We start from the raw sequence: 17,406 nt of genomic DNA, 5'->3' as shown, positions 1-17,406 counted from the left end.
TCTCGATTGAGAGGCTTTTTCTGTTGGCCCACTAGGACTCGAACCTAGAAAGACGGCACCAAAAACCGTAGTGTTACCATTACACCATAGGCCAGCATTGCATATTGCGAGTGCAAATTTAGTACAAAAAACAAACCTTCCAAATTTTTGAAGAAAAAAAATGCAAATATTTTAGTCGCGAACCCATCGCCACAGCCGCTTCCACACCATTGAAAACGCGCTTTCACCAAATAATCAACCTATTAATGAAAAAATTGTTAATGCCCGTTACATTCCGTAAAAAAACATTTTCTTTGTATCACAAAAATCAAAACTGAAACCTACCCGAGTTATGGCGGCATTCAACTTCAAAAAATGGAACACAATTACTGGTTGGTGCGTGTTCACCATCGCTTTAATCACCTACACCATGACGGTCGAACCGACCATGAGTTTCTGGGATTGCGGGGAATACATCCCAACGGCCGCAAAGCTTGAAGTAGGCCACCCGCCGGGAGCACCGCTTTTTCAAATGCTGGGGGCATTCTTCGCGATGTTCGCGTTCGGGAACGAGAAGCTCATCGCATTGATGGTGAATATGATGTCCGTCTTTTCGAGCGCCTTTACGATACTCTTCATGTTTTGGTCGTCGTCGATGATCCTCAAGAAAGTCGTTGCCGGATATTCTGAATTGAGCAAAAACAACCTCATCATGATTCTCGGAAGTTCTGCTGTGGGCGCACTGGCCTACACTTTTTCCGATAGTTTTTGGTTTAACGCCGTCGAAGCCGAGGTTTACGCGATGGCGATGTTACTTATTTCGTTGCTGTTATGGCTCGGCCTGCGATGGGAACAGGACATGCATACGCCCCGGGGCAATCGCTGGCTGCTGATTATTTCGTTGATCGTAGGTTTGTCGTTTGGTGTGCATTTTATGGCGTTGCTTACGATTCCTGCCATCGGTTTCCTATATTATTTTAAGAATTATGAGAAGATAACCGTAAAGAATTTCATCATCGCCAATATTGTGGTGGTGGCCATACTGTTGTTCATTTTCAAGCTGCTGCTGCCTTTGACAATGTCATTTTTCGCGAACACGGAAGTGTTTATGGTCAACGAACTCAACCTGCCTTTCAATTCCGGAACCGTTTTCGTCGCCCTGCTGTTTGCCGCTTTCTTCTATTTCGGGCTAAAATATACACGCCAGAAAGGCCATGTTCACCTCAATACAGGCATTCTTTGTATCCTGTTCATCCTGATCGGTTTCTCGACCTGGATGATGTTGCCAATCCGTGCTAATGCCAACACGGTGATCAACGAAAACAAGCCGTCAGATGCAAGGGAAGTCCTCGCCTATTACAACAGGGAGCAATATGGGGTAAACCCATTGTTTTACGGACCCCAATTTTCAGATATGTATGCCGGCCTCGACAAGGACGAACCTTATATCGACAAGGAACCGAATTACGAAAGGGATTATAAAACGGGCAAGTACGTTATTACGAACAATTACAAAAACGCCGAACAGAATACATCCAACGCCCACAAAGCCATCCTGCCCAGGATGTGGAGTACTGAACATGCCGAAAATTATATGCGTTTCAGTCACCCGCTGGAATTCAGGATGGATCCCAATTATGATTATACCGAAGATCTTGCCCAATACGGAATCGATGTTGAAACAGCTGATCCTGAACAGGTGCAGGCTGCGGCGGCACAGCTTCGTTCTGAAGTGGAAAAAACGGTAAACGAATTTCGGGTCGCATTCCAAAAAAAGGAAATCGACATTGAAGGCTATTCGAAATTCCTTAAGAGCTATGGCGATTACCTGATTATCGAAAAACCGTCGACAATCGACAACCTGAGCTTTATGTTGGAATACCAATTCGGCTACATGTACTGGCGTTACCTGATGTGGAATTTTTCCGGAAGGCAAAACGATGTACAGGGAAAATACGACAACATGGATGGCAACTGGATGACAGGGATTACCCCATTTGACGAACTGCGCTTGGGTTCACAGGAAAACCTGCCTTCTGATGTCTTAAACAACAAGGGCCGAAACCTCTACTTTGCGCTGCCTTTTATCTTAGGGCTGATCGGTTTTATTTACCATGCCGGCAAAGACCTTAAAAGCTTTTATGTATTGTTGATCCTGTTCCTTTTTACAGGATTGGCACTCAAAATTTACCTTAATGAGCGCCCGTTTGAGCCGCGTGAGCGGGATTACGCGCTTGTGGGATCGTTTTATGTATTCGCGATATGGCTTGGCTTCGGGGTGTATTCATTGTACGATTCTGCTAAAAAATGGTTGTCTCCGAAAATATTGGTGCCACTGACTTTAGGCGTCACGCTACTCGCCGGGCCGGTATTGATGGCCAGCCAGAATTGGGATGACCACGACCGTTCGGGGAAATATACTGCGGTTTCGATGGCCAAGGCGTATCTGACATCCTGTGAGCCGAATGCCATCCTGTTTACCATTGGTGACAACGATACCTTCCCGCTTTGGTATGCCCAGGAAATCGAGAAAGTACGCACGGACGTGCGCATTGTCAACACCAGCCTGCTGATGACCGATTGGTACATTGACCAGATGAAATCCAAAGCGTATGAGTCTGAGCCCATGCCGATTTCATTTACGCATGACCAATACGTGGGGGACAAACTCGATTATATCGCGTATACCGGGCAATCCGACGTGCGTCCTGACATCAATTCCTTTATCAACTTCATTGCCACCGATGATCCTACCGGCAGGAACATCATCGAACTGAAAAACGGCCAGAAAATCCATTTTTATCCCACCAACAAAATCAGGATTCCTGTGGATAAAAACAGCGTGATTGCCAATAAAGTGGTCAACCCGAAGTACAACGATTCCATCGTACCTTATATAGATATCACCATCAAAGGCCAGGCGATTTACAAAAACAGGCTAATGATGCTGGACATCATAAAAAACAATAATTGGAAGCGACCTGTGTACTTTACCGGCGGCAGTTTCGGCGATGACGATTACATCTGGATGAAAGATTACCTGCAACTCGACGGTATGGTCTATAAATTGGTTCCGGTCAGGACCCCGTTCAATAAAGACTCCAGCCAGTTGGATATGGGCCAGATTGATTCAGAAAAAATGTACGATATCGTCATGAAATGGGATTGGGGCAACGGCGAAAGTCCGCACATCTACCACGATCCGGAAACTAGGAAAAACAGCATCTCTTTCCGTACCAACCTGGCCAGGCTCATGGATCAGTTAATCCTTGAGGGCAAAACCGATAAAGCCCGTAAAGTGATTGAACTGGCCATGCAGAAAATGCCGTTTGAATACTATGGCTATTATGTCATGCTCGATTCGTTCGTAAACGGTTATTATAAAATAGGTGATGCCGCGAACGCACGCAAGCTTTCGGCAAAAATCATCAGGAAATACCAGGAAAACCTGAACTACTACAGCAAACTGGAGATAAGTGAGCAAAATGACATCCACATGGACATCTTCAATGACATCTACAAATACAAGAGCCAGCTTGACATCATGAAGGAGAATAAGGACATGACGGTGTACGGACCGGCGCACGAGACTTTCCTGGGCTATACCAAAAGGTTTGCTAAACTTTACGACATACACCATTTCGAGAAAGAAGAATAACCAAGACAATCTAAACAGCAATCTCCGGGTTGCTGTTTTTTTTATATTATGAAATTCTATTGGGTAAAGACAAACCGGCTTATTAAGAGGATTTTTGCGCGTTATGTATGGGAGGTCGATGATAGCAACCGAACCGTATACCTGACGTTCGATGACGGACCCACACCGGACGTTACGGACTGGGTACTGGATGTCTTAGGCACGCACCAGATCAAGGCCACATTTTTCTGTATTGGAAATAATATAACCGATAACCCCGACCTGTTCCGGCGGATTGTCCGGGAAGGACATGCGATAGGGAATCATACGTACAACCACCTGAACGGATGGAAAACTGCCAACGATACGTACATGGAAAACATCAGCAGGTGTCAAAAGATATTGGAAGAAAACAGCCCGCTTCCAGGCAGATTGTTCCGTCCGCCCTACGGTAAGATTAAGCGGGCCCAAGCCACCGAAGTCCTCAAGCGTGGCTACAAAATCATCATGTGGGATGTGCTCACTGTCGATTACGACAAAGAGGTGTCGCCTAAAAAATGTGTTGAAAATGCCACCAGACGGACCACATCGGGTAGCATACTGATATTTCACGACAGCCTGAAGGCGCGCGTAAACCTTCAAATTGCGCTGCCTGAAACGATTAGGATTTTAAAGGAAAAGGGATTCCGGTTTGGCATCCTGTCTTAAAGCTGCTCTTGGACGATGCCGATGATGGTGTTCGCATCAAGCTCTCCGGATTGCCTCCAGATCATCTCGCCGTCCTTATAAATCATCAGCGTTGGCAAACCTTTTATCCTCAAGGCGTCGGCCAGTTCCTGATTCTTATCGACATCGATCTTAATGACTTTAGCCTTATCACCCAACGCCGCCGCCACATCCCTGATTACGGGATGCATGGAGACAGACTGTTCGTTCCACTCTGTGTAAAAGTCAATCAGTACCGGAACCTGGGCATTTATAAGCTCACCAAATTTTGACATAAAAAAATTTTTTGAGTCAATGAATATACAAATGTAATATTTTTAACGAATTACGCCACTTTATTGCCTTTTTTTAGTTGTAAAACGGTAATTTCGGGCCAGATGCCTACCCTCCCGGGATAAGCGTGGTATCCCAAACCGCGGTTTACATAGACGTATCGGCCATGGTTTTCATACAATCCTGCCCATTGCGGATATTTGAACTGTATCGGGCTCCATTTGATAAAACCGGGGATTTCAATACCAAACTGCATGCCATGCGTGTGTCCCGCCAGCGTCAGCTGAAAATGCTTCGGATGATTTTTGACCTCAATGTCCCAGTGTGATGGATCGTGCGACATCAGGATCTTAAAGTCCTTATCGGTAAGTCCGTCTGAAGCAAGGGCCAGATCGCCGGCTTTCTTAAATCCTTCACCCCAGTTCTCCACCCCGACCAACGCGATCCGCTCACCGTCTTTTTCGATAAACGTGTGACGGTTCAACATCAGGTCGAAACCGATTTGTCCGTAAAGGGCCTTGATATCCCTAAAATTTTCGTCCTTCGCCTGTTGTGACGGCCATTCCAGATATTCGCCGTAATCATGGTTTCCCAATACCGAATATTTCCCGTACTTAAAACTTTTGATCTTGTTGAATGTGCCTATCCAGGGGTGCATCTCTTTTGCGAAAGTGTTTACGATATCACCCGTAAACAGGATCATATCCGCTTCCTGCTGGTTAATCAGGTCAATCGCGTATTCAATTTTTTCCGGGTTATCAAAACTGCCGCTGTGTACATCAGAAATCTGGACGATGCGGAAACCGTCAAATGCGTCCGGCAGGTCCGGGAAAAACACCTGCTGCCTGAGTACCTTGAAATTGTATTTGCCTTCGAAGATGCCATAAATCAGTGAGGCAAACGGAATTGCTGCCAACGCCAGCCCCAACTGACTGACGAATTTTCGCCTTGACGGGATGTACGCGCTGTCGGGGTCATTGTTTACGAAATAATTGATCCCGCCCGCTGCGAGCCTGAAGAGGTCTTCACCAAACAAGATGAAGGTCAGCAGGATTTTTGGGATATACACAACAAGGAAGAGTCCTATCGTAAAAAGTGTCTGCTTGTTCTGCCCGACCGAACGGTCAAACTGAGAAAACGAATACAGGATGAAAATCAAAACCAACAGGCTCACTATGGCATAACCGCATAATATCCAACGGATTTTAGTAAGAGTGCGAATGGCCTGGAACGCATAAATTTCTATAGCAAGGAAAATAACTATAGCGATAATCCATCGAATCATTTTTAAAAATTTTTACAAATTAACAAAGAATGTCCGTCAGAAATTTTTTATTACAAATTTTTTAACGCACAAAAAAACCGGCAGGATAATCCCGCCGGTTTCCAACATAAAACACTATCACCTTAATCAAAAAACCTTTTTATAATGTAGCACTCATTATGGTTTTTATTTCGTTACGGTGGTTTTTACCGCTTTTACTTCTTTCTTCGCAGGCGTGGTCGCTTTTACGGTTGCTGTGGTTTTTTTGGCTTCAGCCTTTACCTCTGCCTTGGCTTCTTTCGCTTCTGCTTTTTTTGCATGTTTTTCGGATTTTACTTCTTTGGCAGGAGCTGCTTTCGGTTGGCCGGTTTGTGCAAAAGTCATCGTGCCTGTGCCTAAAACGACTAATGCGGCCATCAATAGATTTTTCATAATGTTATCATTTAATTATTCAACGAGTCAAAGCTACGTTTGTAAAATGAAGACAAAATGAAGATTCCGGCGACGCAGGAAATTTAACTTTTATTTACACTTTTGGAAATTGCAGTGTGAAGGTGCTGCCGCGCCCGACCTTGGAGTCAACGCTAATGATGACGCGGTGAAAACGTGCAATACTGCTTGCAATGGCAAGTCCGAGACCTTGTCCTTCCTGCAGCTGGTCGATGCGGGTGAACCGGTCGAAAATTGTCACAACTTCGCTATCGGGAATTCCCTGTCCGGAATCAGTGATGGAAATTTCAAAAGAACCGGCGGTTTCACGTGTACTGATCAGCAACAAACCGCGCGTTGCGTTGTATTTCACCGCGTTGGAAATGATATTGTGGAAAAGGATGTACAGCAGCGTCCTATTCCCTTCAAAAACGACATCATCCGGAAAATCGATTGTGAGTTCCAATGACTTCTCGGCAATGCGGTCTTCCATTTCTTCCATAACGTTGCGAACGAGATTTTTCAGGCTCACCGCCTCGGTTTCCCTGAACTGGTTATTCTCTATTTTGGAAATCAGCAGCAGGTTGTTGATGATCTTCCTGAGCATGTCGAGTGTCCGCAGTGAAGCGACAATCTTATCGGCTACCGCGTCATCTAGCTGCGGGTGCTGCAACAGGTTTTCAAAACGGTTCTTCAACAACGAAATGGGGGTGAGCAGTTCGTGGGACACATTGGCGATAAATTGCTTCTCCTGCTTGAAATGATTGTCGATGCGCCGCATCATCTGGTTCAGCACCTCATCAAGCTCCCTGAAATCAGTCGAATGACTTGGGATATCGGTGAAATTGAACGATTCCGGATCATTGACACGCCTGATTTTGGTATCGATGATCTTATAAAACGGCTTGAGCAGGTAATCGATAAAAAGCGCATCCATCAGGAACGTGACCAACACAATCACCAGCAGCAGGACCAGTGTAAAGATGCGGATCATGAAGGTAAGTTCCGTGATTTCGGCAATACTGCTGCCGATTTCAAGCGCATAGGCGTTGCCTTCATAATTAAAAGCGTATTGCAAAATCCGGTAGTCGTCCTGCTGCCCTTCAATAATCCGGGGCTCGTCGATGTACACCGAGGTCAGCTGCTGCGGTTTGTCACCGACTTTGGAAAGCAGGATAAATTCGTCATGCAACACTGAAAAGCTGGCATACGTATCGGATTTAATGCTTTCATTCAGGAACTCATTGATTTCAGCCTGCCCCAGATTATGGATGAATTTCTGCTTCTTCTCAAGCAGCGTCTTGTCGATGTGCTTGTAAACGACGTGCTCGATGAGCATCGGTAGCGCAAACACCAGGATGGCTATCAAAAGCAGTCTTGTAATGACATTGAAAATGGAAATCTGGCTCCTGAGTTTCATCGGTTATTCATTTATCCGGTAACCCACATTGCGGACGGTTTCAAACCAGTCGATTGCGGTGTGCCTGTCAAGTTTATTGCGCAGGTTCCGTACATGCACGTCAATAAAATTCGAATCTGAATTGATTTCCAAAACATCACCCCAAATGTGTTCTGTCAGTTGAAGCCGGGTAATCACACGGTTCTTGTTCAATATCAGGTATCTGAAAATCTGGAATTCCTTTTTAGTCAGGGCCACGCCAATCCCATCATAACTTACCTTAAAGTCCTCGAGTTGTACGGTAAATCCGTGCAGCCTGACTTCGTTTGCTGCAAAGCCATGCATCCGGCGCACAATCGCGCTGAGCCTGGCGCCAAGCTCGGGCAAGGCAAAAGGTTTGGTAAGGTAGTCGTCGGCACCGAGCTGCAGCCCGCGCACACGGTCGTCGAGCGCTCCCCGCGCCGTTAAGATGATGACTGCCATCTTCGATGCGGTTTTTCTGACGTCGCGCAACGCATCCAATCCGTCGCCGTCGGGCAGTCCTAAATCAAGCAGCATGACGTCATAGTCAGTCACAGCCACCTCATCGCGTGCGGCGGCGCAGCTGTTTACATGCTTGGTCACATAGCCCAGCCTGCTCAGGTAATCCGTGAGTTCCTGTGCGAGTTCGGCGTGGTCTTCGACAATCAGTATGTTCATCTGGGTTAAACAATTTTTACCGCGCCAAAGTAAACAATTAAGCATTCCGATGTGTTTTCACTTGAAATAAAATTTAACACCGACGCCCGCCGCATTTTTCATCGGCTAATGCGCGAAGGATGTCATTTGCTAACCATCTAATTACTATTTTTACATCCTTATTACAATATTATGTCACAAAAACGCCTTTTCCTGCTCGATGCGTACGCGCTGATTTTCCGCGGCTACTATGCGCTGATCAAAAATCCCCGAATCAATTCAAAGGGAATGGATACCTCAGCCATACTCGGATTTATGAATTCCCTGCTCGATGTCATCAAACGGGAAAAACCGGACCATCTTGCCGTTGCATTTGACAAGGAAGGCAGCCAGGTGCGTACCGAAATGTATTCCGCATATAAGGCCAATCGCGACGAAACCCCTGAAGCCATCCGCATCGCCATCCCGTATATCCAGGACCTGCTGCGCGCCATGCACATCCCAATCCTTGAGCTTGCGGGATGCGAAGCCGACGACCTGATCGGCACCATTGCGAAGCAGGCCGCAAACCAGAACTACCAGGTTTTTATGGTAACGCCCGATAAGGATTTTGCCCAGTTGGTCTCTGAGAATATTTTTATGTATAAACCCGCACGTCTGGGCAACGGCATTGAAATCTGGGGCATTCCCGAAGTGCTCGACCGATTTGAGATTGAGCGCCCGGAACAGGTAATCGATTTTCTTGGGATGATGGGAGATGCCGTCGACAACATCCCGGGACTTCCCGGCGTGGGCGAAGTCACCGCGAAAAAGTTCCTTAAGGAATTTGGGTCAATGGAAAACTTACTCGAAAACACCGACAAGCTCAAAGGCAAGATGAAGGAAAATATCGAAGCCAATAAAGCACTCGGACTATTATCGAAGCAACTCGCCACCATTTTATGCGATTGCGACGTGACCTTCAATGAGGACGACTATGAACTGTCAAAGCCGGATGCGGAAAAGGTGGGGGAAATCTTCCGCGAACTCGAATTCCGAAGGCTGTCAGAACAGTTCAACAGCCTGTTCTTTTCGGGCCAGAAAAATTATGCCAGTATTGAGACGCAGGGACTGCCGCCAACCAAAACGATTGTAAAAACCGACCAGTTCGACCTGTTTTCGATCCAGGAGCAGGCTGACGAGGCTTCAGGCCAGATCAACAGTTTCTATAAGACACTGGAAAATACCGACCACCATTACCAATTGGCGGAAACCGAAATGGCCGTAAAATTCCTGATCCAGAATTTACTCAGGCAGACTGCAGTAAGCTTCGACACTGAAACCACCGGTATCGACGCGCTGAACGCTGAGCTCGTGGGTTTGTCTTTCTCGTGGGAAAAAGGGAAGGGATTTTATGTGCCCGTCCCTGAAAACCGGGAAGCAGCGCAGGCGTTGGTCGATAAATTCGCGCCTTTCTGGGAATCGGAGACCATTGAAAAAATCGGGCAGAACCTGAAGTACGACTTGAAAGTGCTGTCCAATTACGGCGTGACCGTTAAGGGAAAATTATTTGACACGATGATTGCGCATTACCTGATCAATCCGGACATGCGCCACAATATGGATGTATTGTCTGAAACATACCTGCAATACACCCCAAAGCCAATTGAGGACCTGATTGGGAAAAAAGGCAAAAACCAAAAGTCGATGCGTGATGTCGCTGTAGAAGATGTCAAGGAGTACGCCGCCGAGGATGCCGATGTGACTTTACAATTGAAGGAACATTTTGCGCCAATCCTGGACCAAACCGGCACCCGCAAACTTTTCGACGAGCTCGAAATCCCACTCGTCCCTGTGCTGGCTGCGATGGAAACCGAAGGCGTGCGCCTCGACACCGGATTCCTGAAAGCCATGTCCGCAGAAATGGATCATGATATTAAGGTTTTCGAAAACCGTATTTATGAAACCGCCGGTGAAAAATTCAACCTGGCTTCCCCGAAACAGCTCGGCGAAATTCTGTTTGACAAAATGAAAATCGGTGAAGGCAAACAGAAAAAGACGAAGACCGGGCAATATGCTACGGGAGAAGAGGTCCTGTCCTACCTGGCTTTGTCCAGTCCGTTCGTACAGGATATCCTCGACTGGCGGCAACTCGTAAAACTGCAAAGCACTTACGTAACGGCATTACCGACCCAGGTGTGCAGTAAAACCGGCCGTGTCCATACCGATTATATGCAGGCCGTCGCAGCCACCGGACGGCTGAGTTCCAACAACCCCAACCTGCAGAATATCCCTATACGGACAGAACGCGGTCGGCAGATCCGTAAGGCTTTTGTACCACGAGATGAAAACCACACGTTGGTTTCCGCGGATTACTCGCAAATTGAATTGCGCATCATTGCCGCACTCAGCGGGGAGGAAAATATGATACGGTCATTCCGGAACGGGGAGGACATCCATGCCGCTACAGCAGCAAAGGTGTTCAATGTGCTGCTGGATGACGTGACGCGCGAGCAGCGAAGCCATGCCAAGACCGTGAATTTCGGGATCATCTATGGCGTCTCCGCGTTCGGGCTCAGCAACCAGACGTCGCTGACACGCAGCGAATCCAAAGACCTTATTGACGCGTATTATCAAACGTACCCAAGACTGCGGAGCTACATCGGTGAGCAGATCGACACGGCGCGCGAACAGGGATTCGTGCAGACCATCCTGGGCCGCCGCCGCTACCTTAAAGACATCAACTCGGCCAACGCGGTGGTTCGCGGTGCCGCGGAAAGGAACGCCGTCAATGCGCCAATCCAGGGCAGCGCAGCCGACATTATCAAGATTGCCATGATCAACATCCATAAAAAACTGACGTCAGAAAACTGGAAAAGCAAAATGCTGCTGCAGGTACATGATGAATTGGTATTCGACGTACACAATTCGGAACTCGAAAAAATCCAGCCGATGATCAAATATGAAATGGAAAACGCCTACAAACTCGATGTGCCTTTAGAAGTAGATCTGGGAATGGGTCAGAACTGGCTAGAAGCGCATTAAAACAACCCTTTGCAGCGCGACCCGCTCGGCACCTTGGCTGCGACTTTCGTTGTTTCAAAAAAAAATAACCAAAACGAACAGGATCATGAAAAAAACACTCTTATTATTATGGCTCTGCCTTTCGGCAAAAAACATCACGGCCCAGGGAACAGAAAAATTCAGCAGGCTCGACAGTGCGCTGACATATCTCGCCTCCAACAACCGATTTATGGGATCTATCTGTCTTCGGGACAAGGACCAGATTGTCTTCAGTAAGGCGTACGGGTTTGCAGATGTGGAAAATAACACCAAAGCCACGCCGAAAACAAAATACAAAATCGGGTCGATCACCAAGATGTTCACTTCTGCCATCATTTTCCAACTTGTGGAAGAAAAGAAACTGGCGCTGGACACCAAACTGTCAAAGTTTTTCCCACAGGTAAAAAACGCCGATAAGATTACCATCACCAACCTGCTCAACCACAGCAGCGGGATTTACAATTTTACCAACGACAGTACTTTTATAGATTTTTCACGGATCCCGCAGACACAGGAATCCATGCTGAAACGGATTGCAGCCTATGCGCCGGACTTTGCGCCCGGAACCAAATCGGACTACAGCAACTCGAATTACCTGATACTTGGCTACATCATCGAAAAAATCACAAAGAAAAGCTATCCTGATAATGTCGCCGGCCGCATCATCAAGAAAGCGGGACTGACGGACACGAAATATTACGGGCCGATCATGCCTGCGAATAACGAGGCCTTTTCCTATAATATGGAGGGCGCGAAATGGAGCAGGCAGGAGGAATGGCAGGAATCCGTAGCTTATGCCGCAGGTGCGCTGCAATCGACACCGGATGACCTGACCCGATTCATCAGGGCCCTGTTTGAAGGCAAAATCATCACCAAAAATTCACTGGATCAGATGACTGCGATTGAGAATGGTTTCGGTAAAGGTATTTTCGCATTTCCGTTCAACGACAAGAAATTTTTCGGACACACCGGAGGCATCGAAGGTTTTTCGTCTTCGCTGGGTTACAACAAGGAGGATGGCGCAGCATTCGCCATGACCGTCAATGCGGCAAATTACGACACGAATAAAATCGCCATAATGGCCCTGAGCGCATTTTATGGGAAGGCTTTTGAGTTTCCCGAAGTTAAAAACATCAGTATCGATGAGAAAATCCTCAGAAATTACGTGGGAACCTATGCCACACCAACAGTTCCGCTGAAACTCACCATTGCCTACGAGGACGGCACACTGACCGCACAGGCTACCGGACAGGGTGCGTTTCCGCTGGAAGCGCGCAGTGAAACCGAATTCATTTTTGACCAGGCAGGCATCAAGATCACTTTCGGCGAAAACACCATGGTGTTGGATCAGGGCGGGATGAAATTTGATTTTAAAAAAGAAACGCCATAAACTGATTTCTAATAGCAAAAGCATTATTTTTAACGCAACCTTAACTAAAACAGCGCATCCGGTTTATAACCCAAAACGCCCGTCGTGGAATCATTAAAAACCATACTGTATTTTTCGCTCTTCCACTATCCGCTGCGGCTGGACGAAATATGCAGTTTTTCGATCTCGAAGGACTGCCCTAAGATCGAAGCCGAACTTACCGAACTGGTTGCGAAAAAAATCATTTTCAGGATTGAAGATTATTACTATCCTGTTTACGACCCCGGCTGCCTTGAAAAAAGGAAAAATGGCAATAAGATGGCAGTCGATGCGCTGGTAAAAGCCAAAGAACGTGCAACGCTCATTTCGAAGTTCCCATTCGTAGAAGCCGTCGGCGTGTCCGGTTCGCTGTCCAAAGGCTATTATGACAAGGACAGTGATATTGATTTCTTTGTCATTACAAGACCCGGGAAGCTTTGGATTTCGCGCACGTTGCTCATGCTGTATAAAAAGTTGTTCCTTCTGAATTCGAGAAAATATTTCTGCATTAACTATTTTATGTCCTCGTCAAGCCTCGAAGTCGAGGAGAAAAACAGGTTCACCGCTACGGAAATCAAGACGCTGATCCCGTTCGAAGGCAGGCTGGTATTCGAGGAATTTTATAAAAAAAATGACTGGGTTTCGGGCCTGCTCGGCACGTATGACCCGAAACTCGAAAGCGTGGGCATCATCAGCAAGCCCGGAGGCGTGAAAATTATCGAGAAGTTACTGGATACCAAAGCGGGCGAGCAGCTCGATTCGCTGTTCAAAAAAACGACGGTCACTTTCTGGAAATTGAAATTCCGGCAGATGCGTTCCGAGGATTTCAAGGTCGCACTGAAATCCACCAAAGACATCTCGAAGCACCATCCGCTGAATTTCCAGAAAAAGGTCATCAATGCGCTGAATGATAAATACGACGAAATCCGCATCAACCACAATATAGAATTACAAAGGGAATATGTCTGAAGTGCTGTTTACCCATTCCTATTTCTACCGAAGGGACCCAAAACAGTGGAAGAACAAAACGCCTTTCCCGCCGTTAGGGACCTTATACGCCGCGTCGTTGCTGCGTGAAAACGGCTATACCGTGTCGCTTTTTGACACCTGCCTCATTGAAAACCCGATGGAAATCAAGCCTGTAATCGAAGCGCTCCGGCCGCGATACCTCGTGATTTTTGACGACGGGTTCAATTACCTGACCAAGATGTGCCTCACGACGATGCGGGAAGCGGCTTTTGACATGATTCGCCTGGCCAAAAAAAACGGCGTGACGGTGGTCGTAAACAGCTCCGATTCGACCGACCATTACGGGCTCTATCTCGAACAGGGTGCCGATTATATCATACAGGGCGAAGGCGAATTTACCTTACTTGAGCTCCTCAACAAATTGCAGCAAGGCGACGCGCCGGATGATGTGCAGGGCCTTGCGTTTAAAAATGGCCACCACACCCAGTTAAACCCCAAAAGGCCGGTACTGCAAAATCTCGACGCACTCCCGATGCCTGCCTGGGACCTGATCGAGATGAACGATTACAAGATTATCTGGAACCAGGGCGGACAGGAATTTACGTTGAATATCGCCACCACGCGCGGTTGTCCCTACAAATGCAATTGGTGCGCAAAGCCTATTTACGGCAACCGCTACAACTCACACTCACCTGAATACATTGTCGACCATATTGAATTCCTGCGTCAGTCTTTTGGGGTGAAACGCTTCTGGATGTGTGATGACATCTTCGGCCTGAAACCCAATTGGGTACAACACTTCAATGCCGGGCTGAAAAGCAGGAAACTACAGATACGCTATTACATCCAAAGCCGGGTCGACCTGTTGCTGAAAGCGGACACCATCGATGCGCTGGCGGAATCCGGCCTCGAGGAAGTCTGGGTAGGCGCAGAAAGCGCAAGCCAGAAAATCCTCGATGCGATGGATAAGGGCACAAAGGTGGAGCAGATCTACGAAGCCACACGCCTGCTGAAAAGCAGGAAGGTCCGGGTCGCATTTTTCCTGCAGTTCGGGTATCCCGGCGAAACCCGTGAAGATATTGCGCAGACCATTGCCATGGTCAGGGAACTCATGCCGGATAATATCGGGATTTCGGTTTCCTATCCCCTGCCCGGCACCCCGTTTTATGACAGGGTCAGGTCGGAGCTTTCCGGAAAGGCCAACTGGTCAGACTCGGACGACCTCGAAATGATGTTCAAAGGCACATTCAACACCACCTACTATAAAAAATTACAGCGGTTCGTGCATAAGGAATTCCGAAAATCGCAAGGGATGCAAAACCTGAAAACGATTGCCGGCAATCCGCTGCAACTATCCCTGCGCAAGATCATTTCTGTGCTAAAACTGGGTTATTATGTGCCGGGGGCCTTTGCGAGCGGACTGCGTCTTAAAAAACTTCAAAAGTGAGCGCCGGCTTCGATCGTGCGGCCGGTTCTTACGATACGGATTTTACGAATTCGGCAATCGGGAAACACCAGCGTTACGCCGTGTACAAAGTGCTGCAGGACATACTGGACCGAACTAAACCGGAAACCATACTTGAAATTAACTGTGGAACGGGCACCGACGCACTCTGGATGGCAGATCAGGGTTTTAACATCACGGCGACCGATATTTCTGGGCAGATGATCGCTGTGGCAAAAACCAAAAGCCATAAAACCATGCCGGTTTTTGAAACTGTCGGCATTTCCGAACTCGGAACCTATTTTTCGGGCCGGGCATTTGACCTCATATTTTCCAATTTCGGTGGGCTGAATTGCCTTTCGAAAAGAGCATTGACAGCCTTTTTCGAGGATGCGTACAATCTGCTGTCACCTGAGGGCAGGCTTTTTTTGGTGATTATGCCCAAGAAGACACTTTGGGAGAAAATATACTTTGTTTCAAAAGGCGCGTTCCGCAGCAGCTCGCGCAGGAAAAATGAATTGGTAATCGCGGACGTCAGCGGTGAAAAAATTCCGACTTTTTACTATAATCCCCAGGAAACCGTAACTTTAGCAGCAGCGGGCTTTGAGGTGGAACGCATCGCCCCAATCGGGTTTTTCATACCGCCCTCCTATTTGCAGCCGTATTTCAACAGGCATCCACGCCTGCTCCGATTTTTGGCCGGACTCGAAAAATCCATCCGGAATGCGACCTGGCTCTCGGCTTACTCGGATCATTATTGCATCGTACTGAAGAAAAAATGAGCGTACTACTCACACATGGCTATTATTTGTCAGCCGACCCCAAAGAGCAGCGGATCATGAAACCGTATCCGCCGCTGGGATTGCTGTATATCTCGGCATACCTGCACAGCAAGGGCATCGATAACGATGTGTATGATACGACCTTTTATTCGAAAGCAGAGCAGTTGGAATATATCCTGGAAACAAAGCCGAAAATCGTCGCCATTTATACCAACCTGATGACCAAGATCGAGGTCATCAGCCTGATGAAAATCCTGAAACTGCCAGAGTATGGCTTTCCGAAAATCATCCTTGGCGGACCTGACGTAAGTTACAATATTGAAAATTACCTCAAAGCCGGCGCTGATTTTCTCGTCATCGGCGAAGGCGAGGAAACCATGTTTGAATTGTGTACGGCGCTTTTACAAAATACCGCTTACACAGAGATTGCCGGTATCGCCTACTCAGAAAACGGCACCGTAATCAAAACGGCTGCACGGACCAATTTCCGCGACCTCGACACCCTGCCGTGGCCAAACCGGGATGCGATTCCTAATGAAAAGTACCTGGAGACCTGGAAGAAAAATCACGGCGAAAGCGCCATGACCATATCGACCCAACGCGGCTGCCCGTATACCTGTAAATGGTGCAGCACGGCAGTGTACGGCCAAAGCTACCGACGCCGGCCCGCTGATCAGGTGGCTGCAGAAATGAAAATGCTCAAAGAAAAATACAATCCCGATGCCATCTGGTTTGTCGACGATGTGTTTACGATAAGCCACAAATGGCTTACGGCATTTCATCAGGAAGTGATGAAGCAGGGCGCCCAGATCCGGTTTGAATGCATCACGAGAGCGGAACGGCTCAACGCTGAAATCCTGCAATTGCTTAAGGAAGCAGGCTGTTTCCGCATTTGGATCGGGGCAGAAAGCGGATCGCAGCGCATCATTGATGCGATGGACCGCCGCGTCGACGTCATCCATGTAAAGAAAATGATCCAGGACACCAACGCTTTGGGCATAGAAACCGGCACTTTTATCATGGTCGGTTATCCCGGTGAGACGGAAGCGGATATTTCGGAAACCATCCAGTACCTCAAAGAGGCTAACCCGACGCATTACACCATTACGATTGCCTATCCGATTAAAGGCACACCGCTTTTCGACGAAATCGAAAAGGACATCACCATGGCGCCGGATTGGGAAACCTCAACCGACAGGCAGATTGATTTTAAAAGAGAATATCCGCGCAAATACTACGATTATGCCGTATCGAAAGTGGCGAACGAAGTAGCATTTCACAGGGAATATGCCCAAAACCGAATGACCTGGAAAGCATTAAAACTAAAGACCAAAGCCGCGGCTGCTACGGTGATGATGGCAATCCGGAAAGGATAA

The 17,406-nt window shown here is 47.5% G+C and carries 13 protein-coding genes and 1 tRNA gene; 8 read left to right on the top strand and 6 right to left on the bottom strand.

Features of this window, described 5'->3' with window-relative positions; all coding sequences use genetic code 11:
- Positions 1 to 23: 23 nt before the first annotated feature.
- Positions 24 to 94 (bottom strand) — tRNA-Gln (locus tag HYN48_RS05120).
- Positions 95 to 331: 237 nt separating this feature from the next.
- Here HYN48_RS05120 and HYN48_RS05115 point away from each other — a divergent pair.
- Both HYN48_RS05115 and HYN48_RS05110 read left to right on the top strand, forming a co-directional pair.
- Positions 332 to 3,637 carry a glycosyltransferase family 117 protein gene (locus tag HYN48_RS05115; protein WP_108370102.1) on the top strand — a complete coding sequence of 1,102 codons (3,306 nt, stop codon included), beginning with the start codon at positions 332 to 334 and terminating at the stop codon, positions 3,635 to 3,637.
- A gap of 48 nt (positions 3,638 to 3,685) precedes the next feature.
- Positions 3,686 to 4,324, top strand: coding sequence for a polysaccharide deacetylase family protein (locus HYN48_RS05110; RefSeq protein ID WP_108370101.1), 639 nt, complete (start codon positions 3,686 to 3,688; stop codon positions 4,322 to 4,324).
- On the opposite strand, the gene HYN48_RS05105 is transcribed toward HYN48_RS05110, so the two are convergent.
- The 5 genes from HYN48_RS05105 to HYN48_RS05085 form a co-directional block, all read right to left on the bottom strand.
- Positions 4,321 to 4,617, bottom strand: coding sequence for a thioredoxin family protein (locus tag HYN48_RS05105; protein WP_108370100.1), 297 nt, complete (start codon positions 4,615 to 4,617; stop codon positions 4,321 to 4,323). The genes HYN48_RS05110 and HYN48_RS05105 overlap by 4 nt on opposite strands.
- 50 nt (positions 4,618 to 4,667) lie before the next feature.
- Positions 4,668 to 5,900, bottom strand: a complete 1,233-nt coding sequence (locus HYN48_RS05100; protein ID WP_108370099.1) for a metallophosphoesterase — start codon at positions 5,898 to 5,900, stop codon at positions 4,668 to 4,670.
- A gap of 165 nt (positions 5,901 to 6,065) precedes the next feature.
- The gene (locus tag HYN48_RS05095; RefSeq protein ID WP_108370098.1) at positions 6,066 to 6,311 is read right to left on the bottom strand and encodes a hypothetical protein; all 246 of its coding nucleotides are present in this window, start codon (positions 6,309 to 6,311) and stop codon (positions 6,066 to 6,068) included.
- 94 nt (positions 6,312 to 6,405) lie between these two features.
- Complete coding sequence (locus HYN48_RS05090; RefSeq protein WP_108370097.1) at positions 6,406 to 7,728, bottom strand: sensor histidine kinase; 1,323 nt, start codon at positions 7,726 to 7,728, stop codon at positions 6,406 to 6,408.
- A gap of 3 nt (positions 7,729 to 7,731) precedes the next feature.
- Positions 7,732 to 8,406 carry a response regulator transcription factor gene (locus HYN48_RS05085; protein WP_108370096.1) on the bottom strand — a complete coding sequence of 225 codons (675 nt, stop codon included), beginning with the start codon at positions 8,404 to 8,406 and terminating at the stop codon, positions 7,732 to 7,734.
- Positions 8,407 to 8,574: 168 nt separating this feature from the next.
- Between HYN48_RS05085 and polA the strand changes: the two genes are divergently transcribed.
- From polA to HYN48_RS05055, 6 genes are all read left to right on the top strand, one after another.
- Positions 8,575 to 11,409 carry a DNA polymerase I gene (gene polA, locus HYN48_RS05080; protein WP_181248545.1) on the top strand — a complete coding sequence of 945 codons (2,835 nt, stop codon included), beginning with the start codon at positions 8,575 to 8,577 and terminating at the stop codon, positions 11,407 to 11,409.
- An 85-nt stretch (positions 11,410 to 11,494) separates the two neighbouring features.
- On the top strand, positions 11,495 to 12,817 hold the full coding sequence (locus tag HYN48_RS05075; protein WP_108370094.1) for a serine hydrolase domain-containing protein: 1,323 nt from the start codon (positions 11,495 to 11,497) through the stop codon (positions 12,815 to 12,817).
- Positions 12,818 to 12,901: 84 nt separating this feature from the next.
- Positions 12,902 to 13,804: a nucleotidyltransferase domain-containing protein gene (locus HYN48_RS05070; RefSeq protein WP_108370093.1), complete on the top strand. Its 903-nt coding sequence runs from the start codon at positions 12,902 to 12,904 to the stop codon at positions 13,802 to 13,804.
- Positions 13,797 to 15,251 (top strand): B12-binding domain-containing radical SAM protein, encoded by a 1,455-nt coding sequence (locus tag HYN48_RS05065; protein WP_108370092.1) that lies wholly within the window; start codon positions 13,797 to 13,799, stop codon positions 15,249 to 15,251. Before HYN48_RS05070 ends, HYN48_RS05065 begins: the two co-directional genes overlap by 8 nt.
- Complete coding sequence (locus HYN48_RS05060; protein ID WP_108370091.1) at positions 15,248 to 16,030, top strand: class I SAM-dependent methyltransferase; 783 nt, start codon at positions 15,248 to 15,250, stop codon at positions 16,028 to 16,030. Before HYN48_RS05065 ends, HYN48_RS05060 begins: the two co-directional genes overlap by 4 nt.
- Positions 16,027 to 17,406, top strand: a complete 1,380-nt coding sequence (locus tag HYN48_RS05055; protein WP_108370090.1) for a B12-binding domain-containing radical SAM protein — start codon at positions 16,027 to 16,029, stop codon at positions 17,404 to 17,406. Before HYN48_RS05060 ends, HYN48_RS05055 begins: the two co-directional genes overlap by 4 nt.

It is taken from the genome of Flavobacterium magnum (assembly GCF_003055625.1).
Lineage (GTDB): Bacteria > Bacteroidota > Bacteroidia > Flavobacteriales > Flavobacteriaceae > Flavobacterium > Flavobacterium magnum.
This window is presented reverse-complemented; position numbering and strand designations above follow the sequence as displayed.

Bases quoted from the DNA above. Each gene is read 5' to 3' on its own strand.
- HYN48_RS05115 (WP_108370102.1), top strand. From the start codon at position 332: ATGGCGGCATTCAACTTCAAAAAATGGAACACAATTACTGGTTGGTGC.
- HYN48_RS05110 (WP_108370101.1), top strand. From the start codon at position 3,686: ATGAAATTCTATTGGGTAAAGACAAACCGGCTTATTAAGAGGATTTTT.
- HYN48_RS05105 (WP_108370100.1), bottom strand. From the start codon at position 4,617: ATGTCAAAATTTGGTGAGCTTATAAATGCCCAGGTTCCGGTACTGATT.
- HYN48_RS05100 (WP_108370099.1), bottom strand. From the start codon at position 5,900: ATGATTCGATGGATTATCGCTATAGTTATTTTCCTTGCTATAGAAATT.
- HYN48_RS05095 (WP_108370098.1), bottom strand. From the start codon at position 6,311: ATGAAAAATCTATTGATGGCCGCATTAGTCGTTTTAGGCACAGGCACG.
- HYN48_RS05090 (WP_108370097.1), bottom strand. From the start codon at position 7,728: ATGAAACTCAGGAGCCAGATTTCCATTTTCAATGTCATTACAAGACTG.
- HYN48_RS05085 (WP_108370096.1), bottom strand. From the start codon at position 8,406: ATGAACATACTGATTGTCGAAGACCACGCCGAACTCGCACAGGAACTC.
- HYN48_RS05075 (WP_108370094.1), top strand. From the start codon at position 11,495: ATGAAAAAAACACTCTTATTATTATGGCTCTGCCTTTCGGCAAAAAAC.
- HYN48_RS05065 (WP_108370092.1), top strand. From the start codon at position 13,797: ATGTCTGAAGTGCTGTTTACCCATTCCTATTTCTACCGAAGGGACCCA.
- HYN48_RS05055 (WP_108370090.1), top strand. From the start codon at position 16,027: ATGAGCGTACTACTCACACATGGCTATTATTTGTCAGCCGACCCCAAA.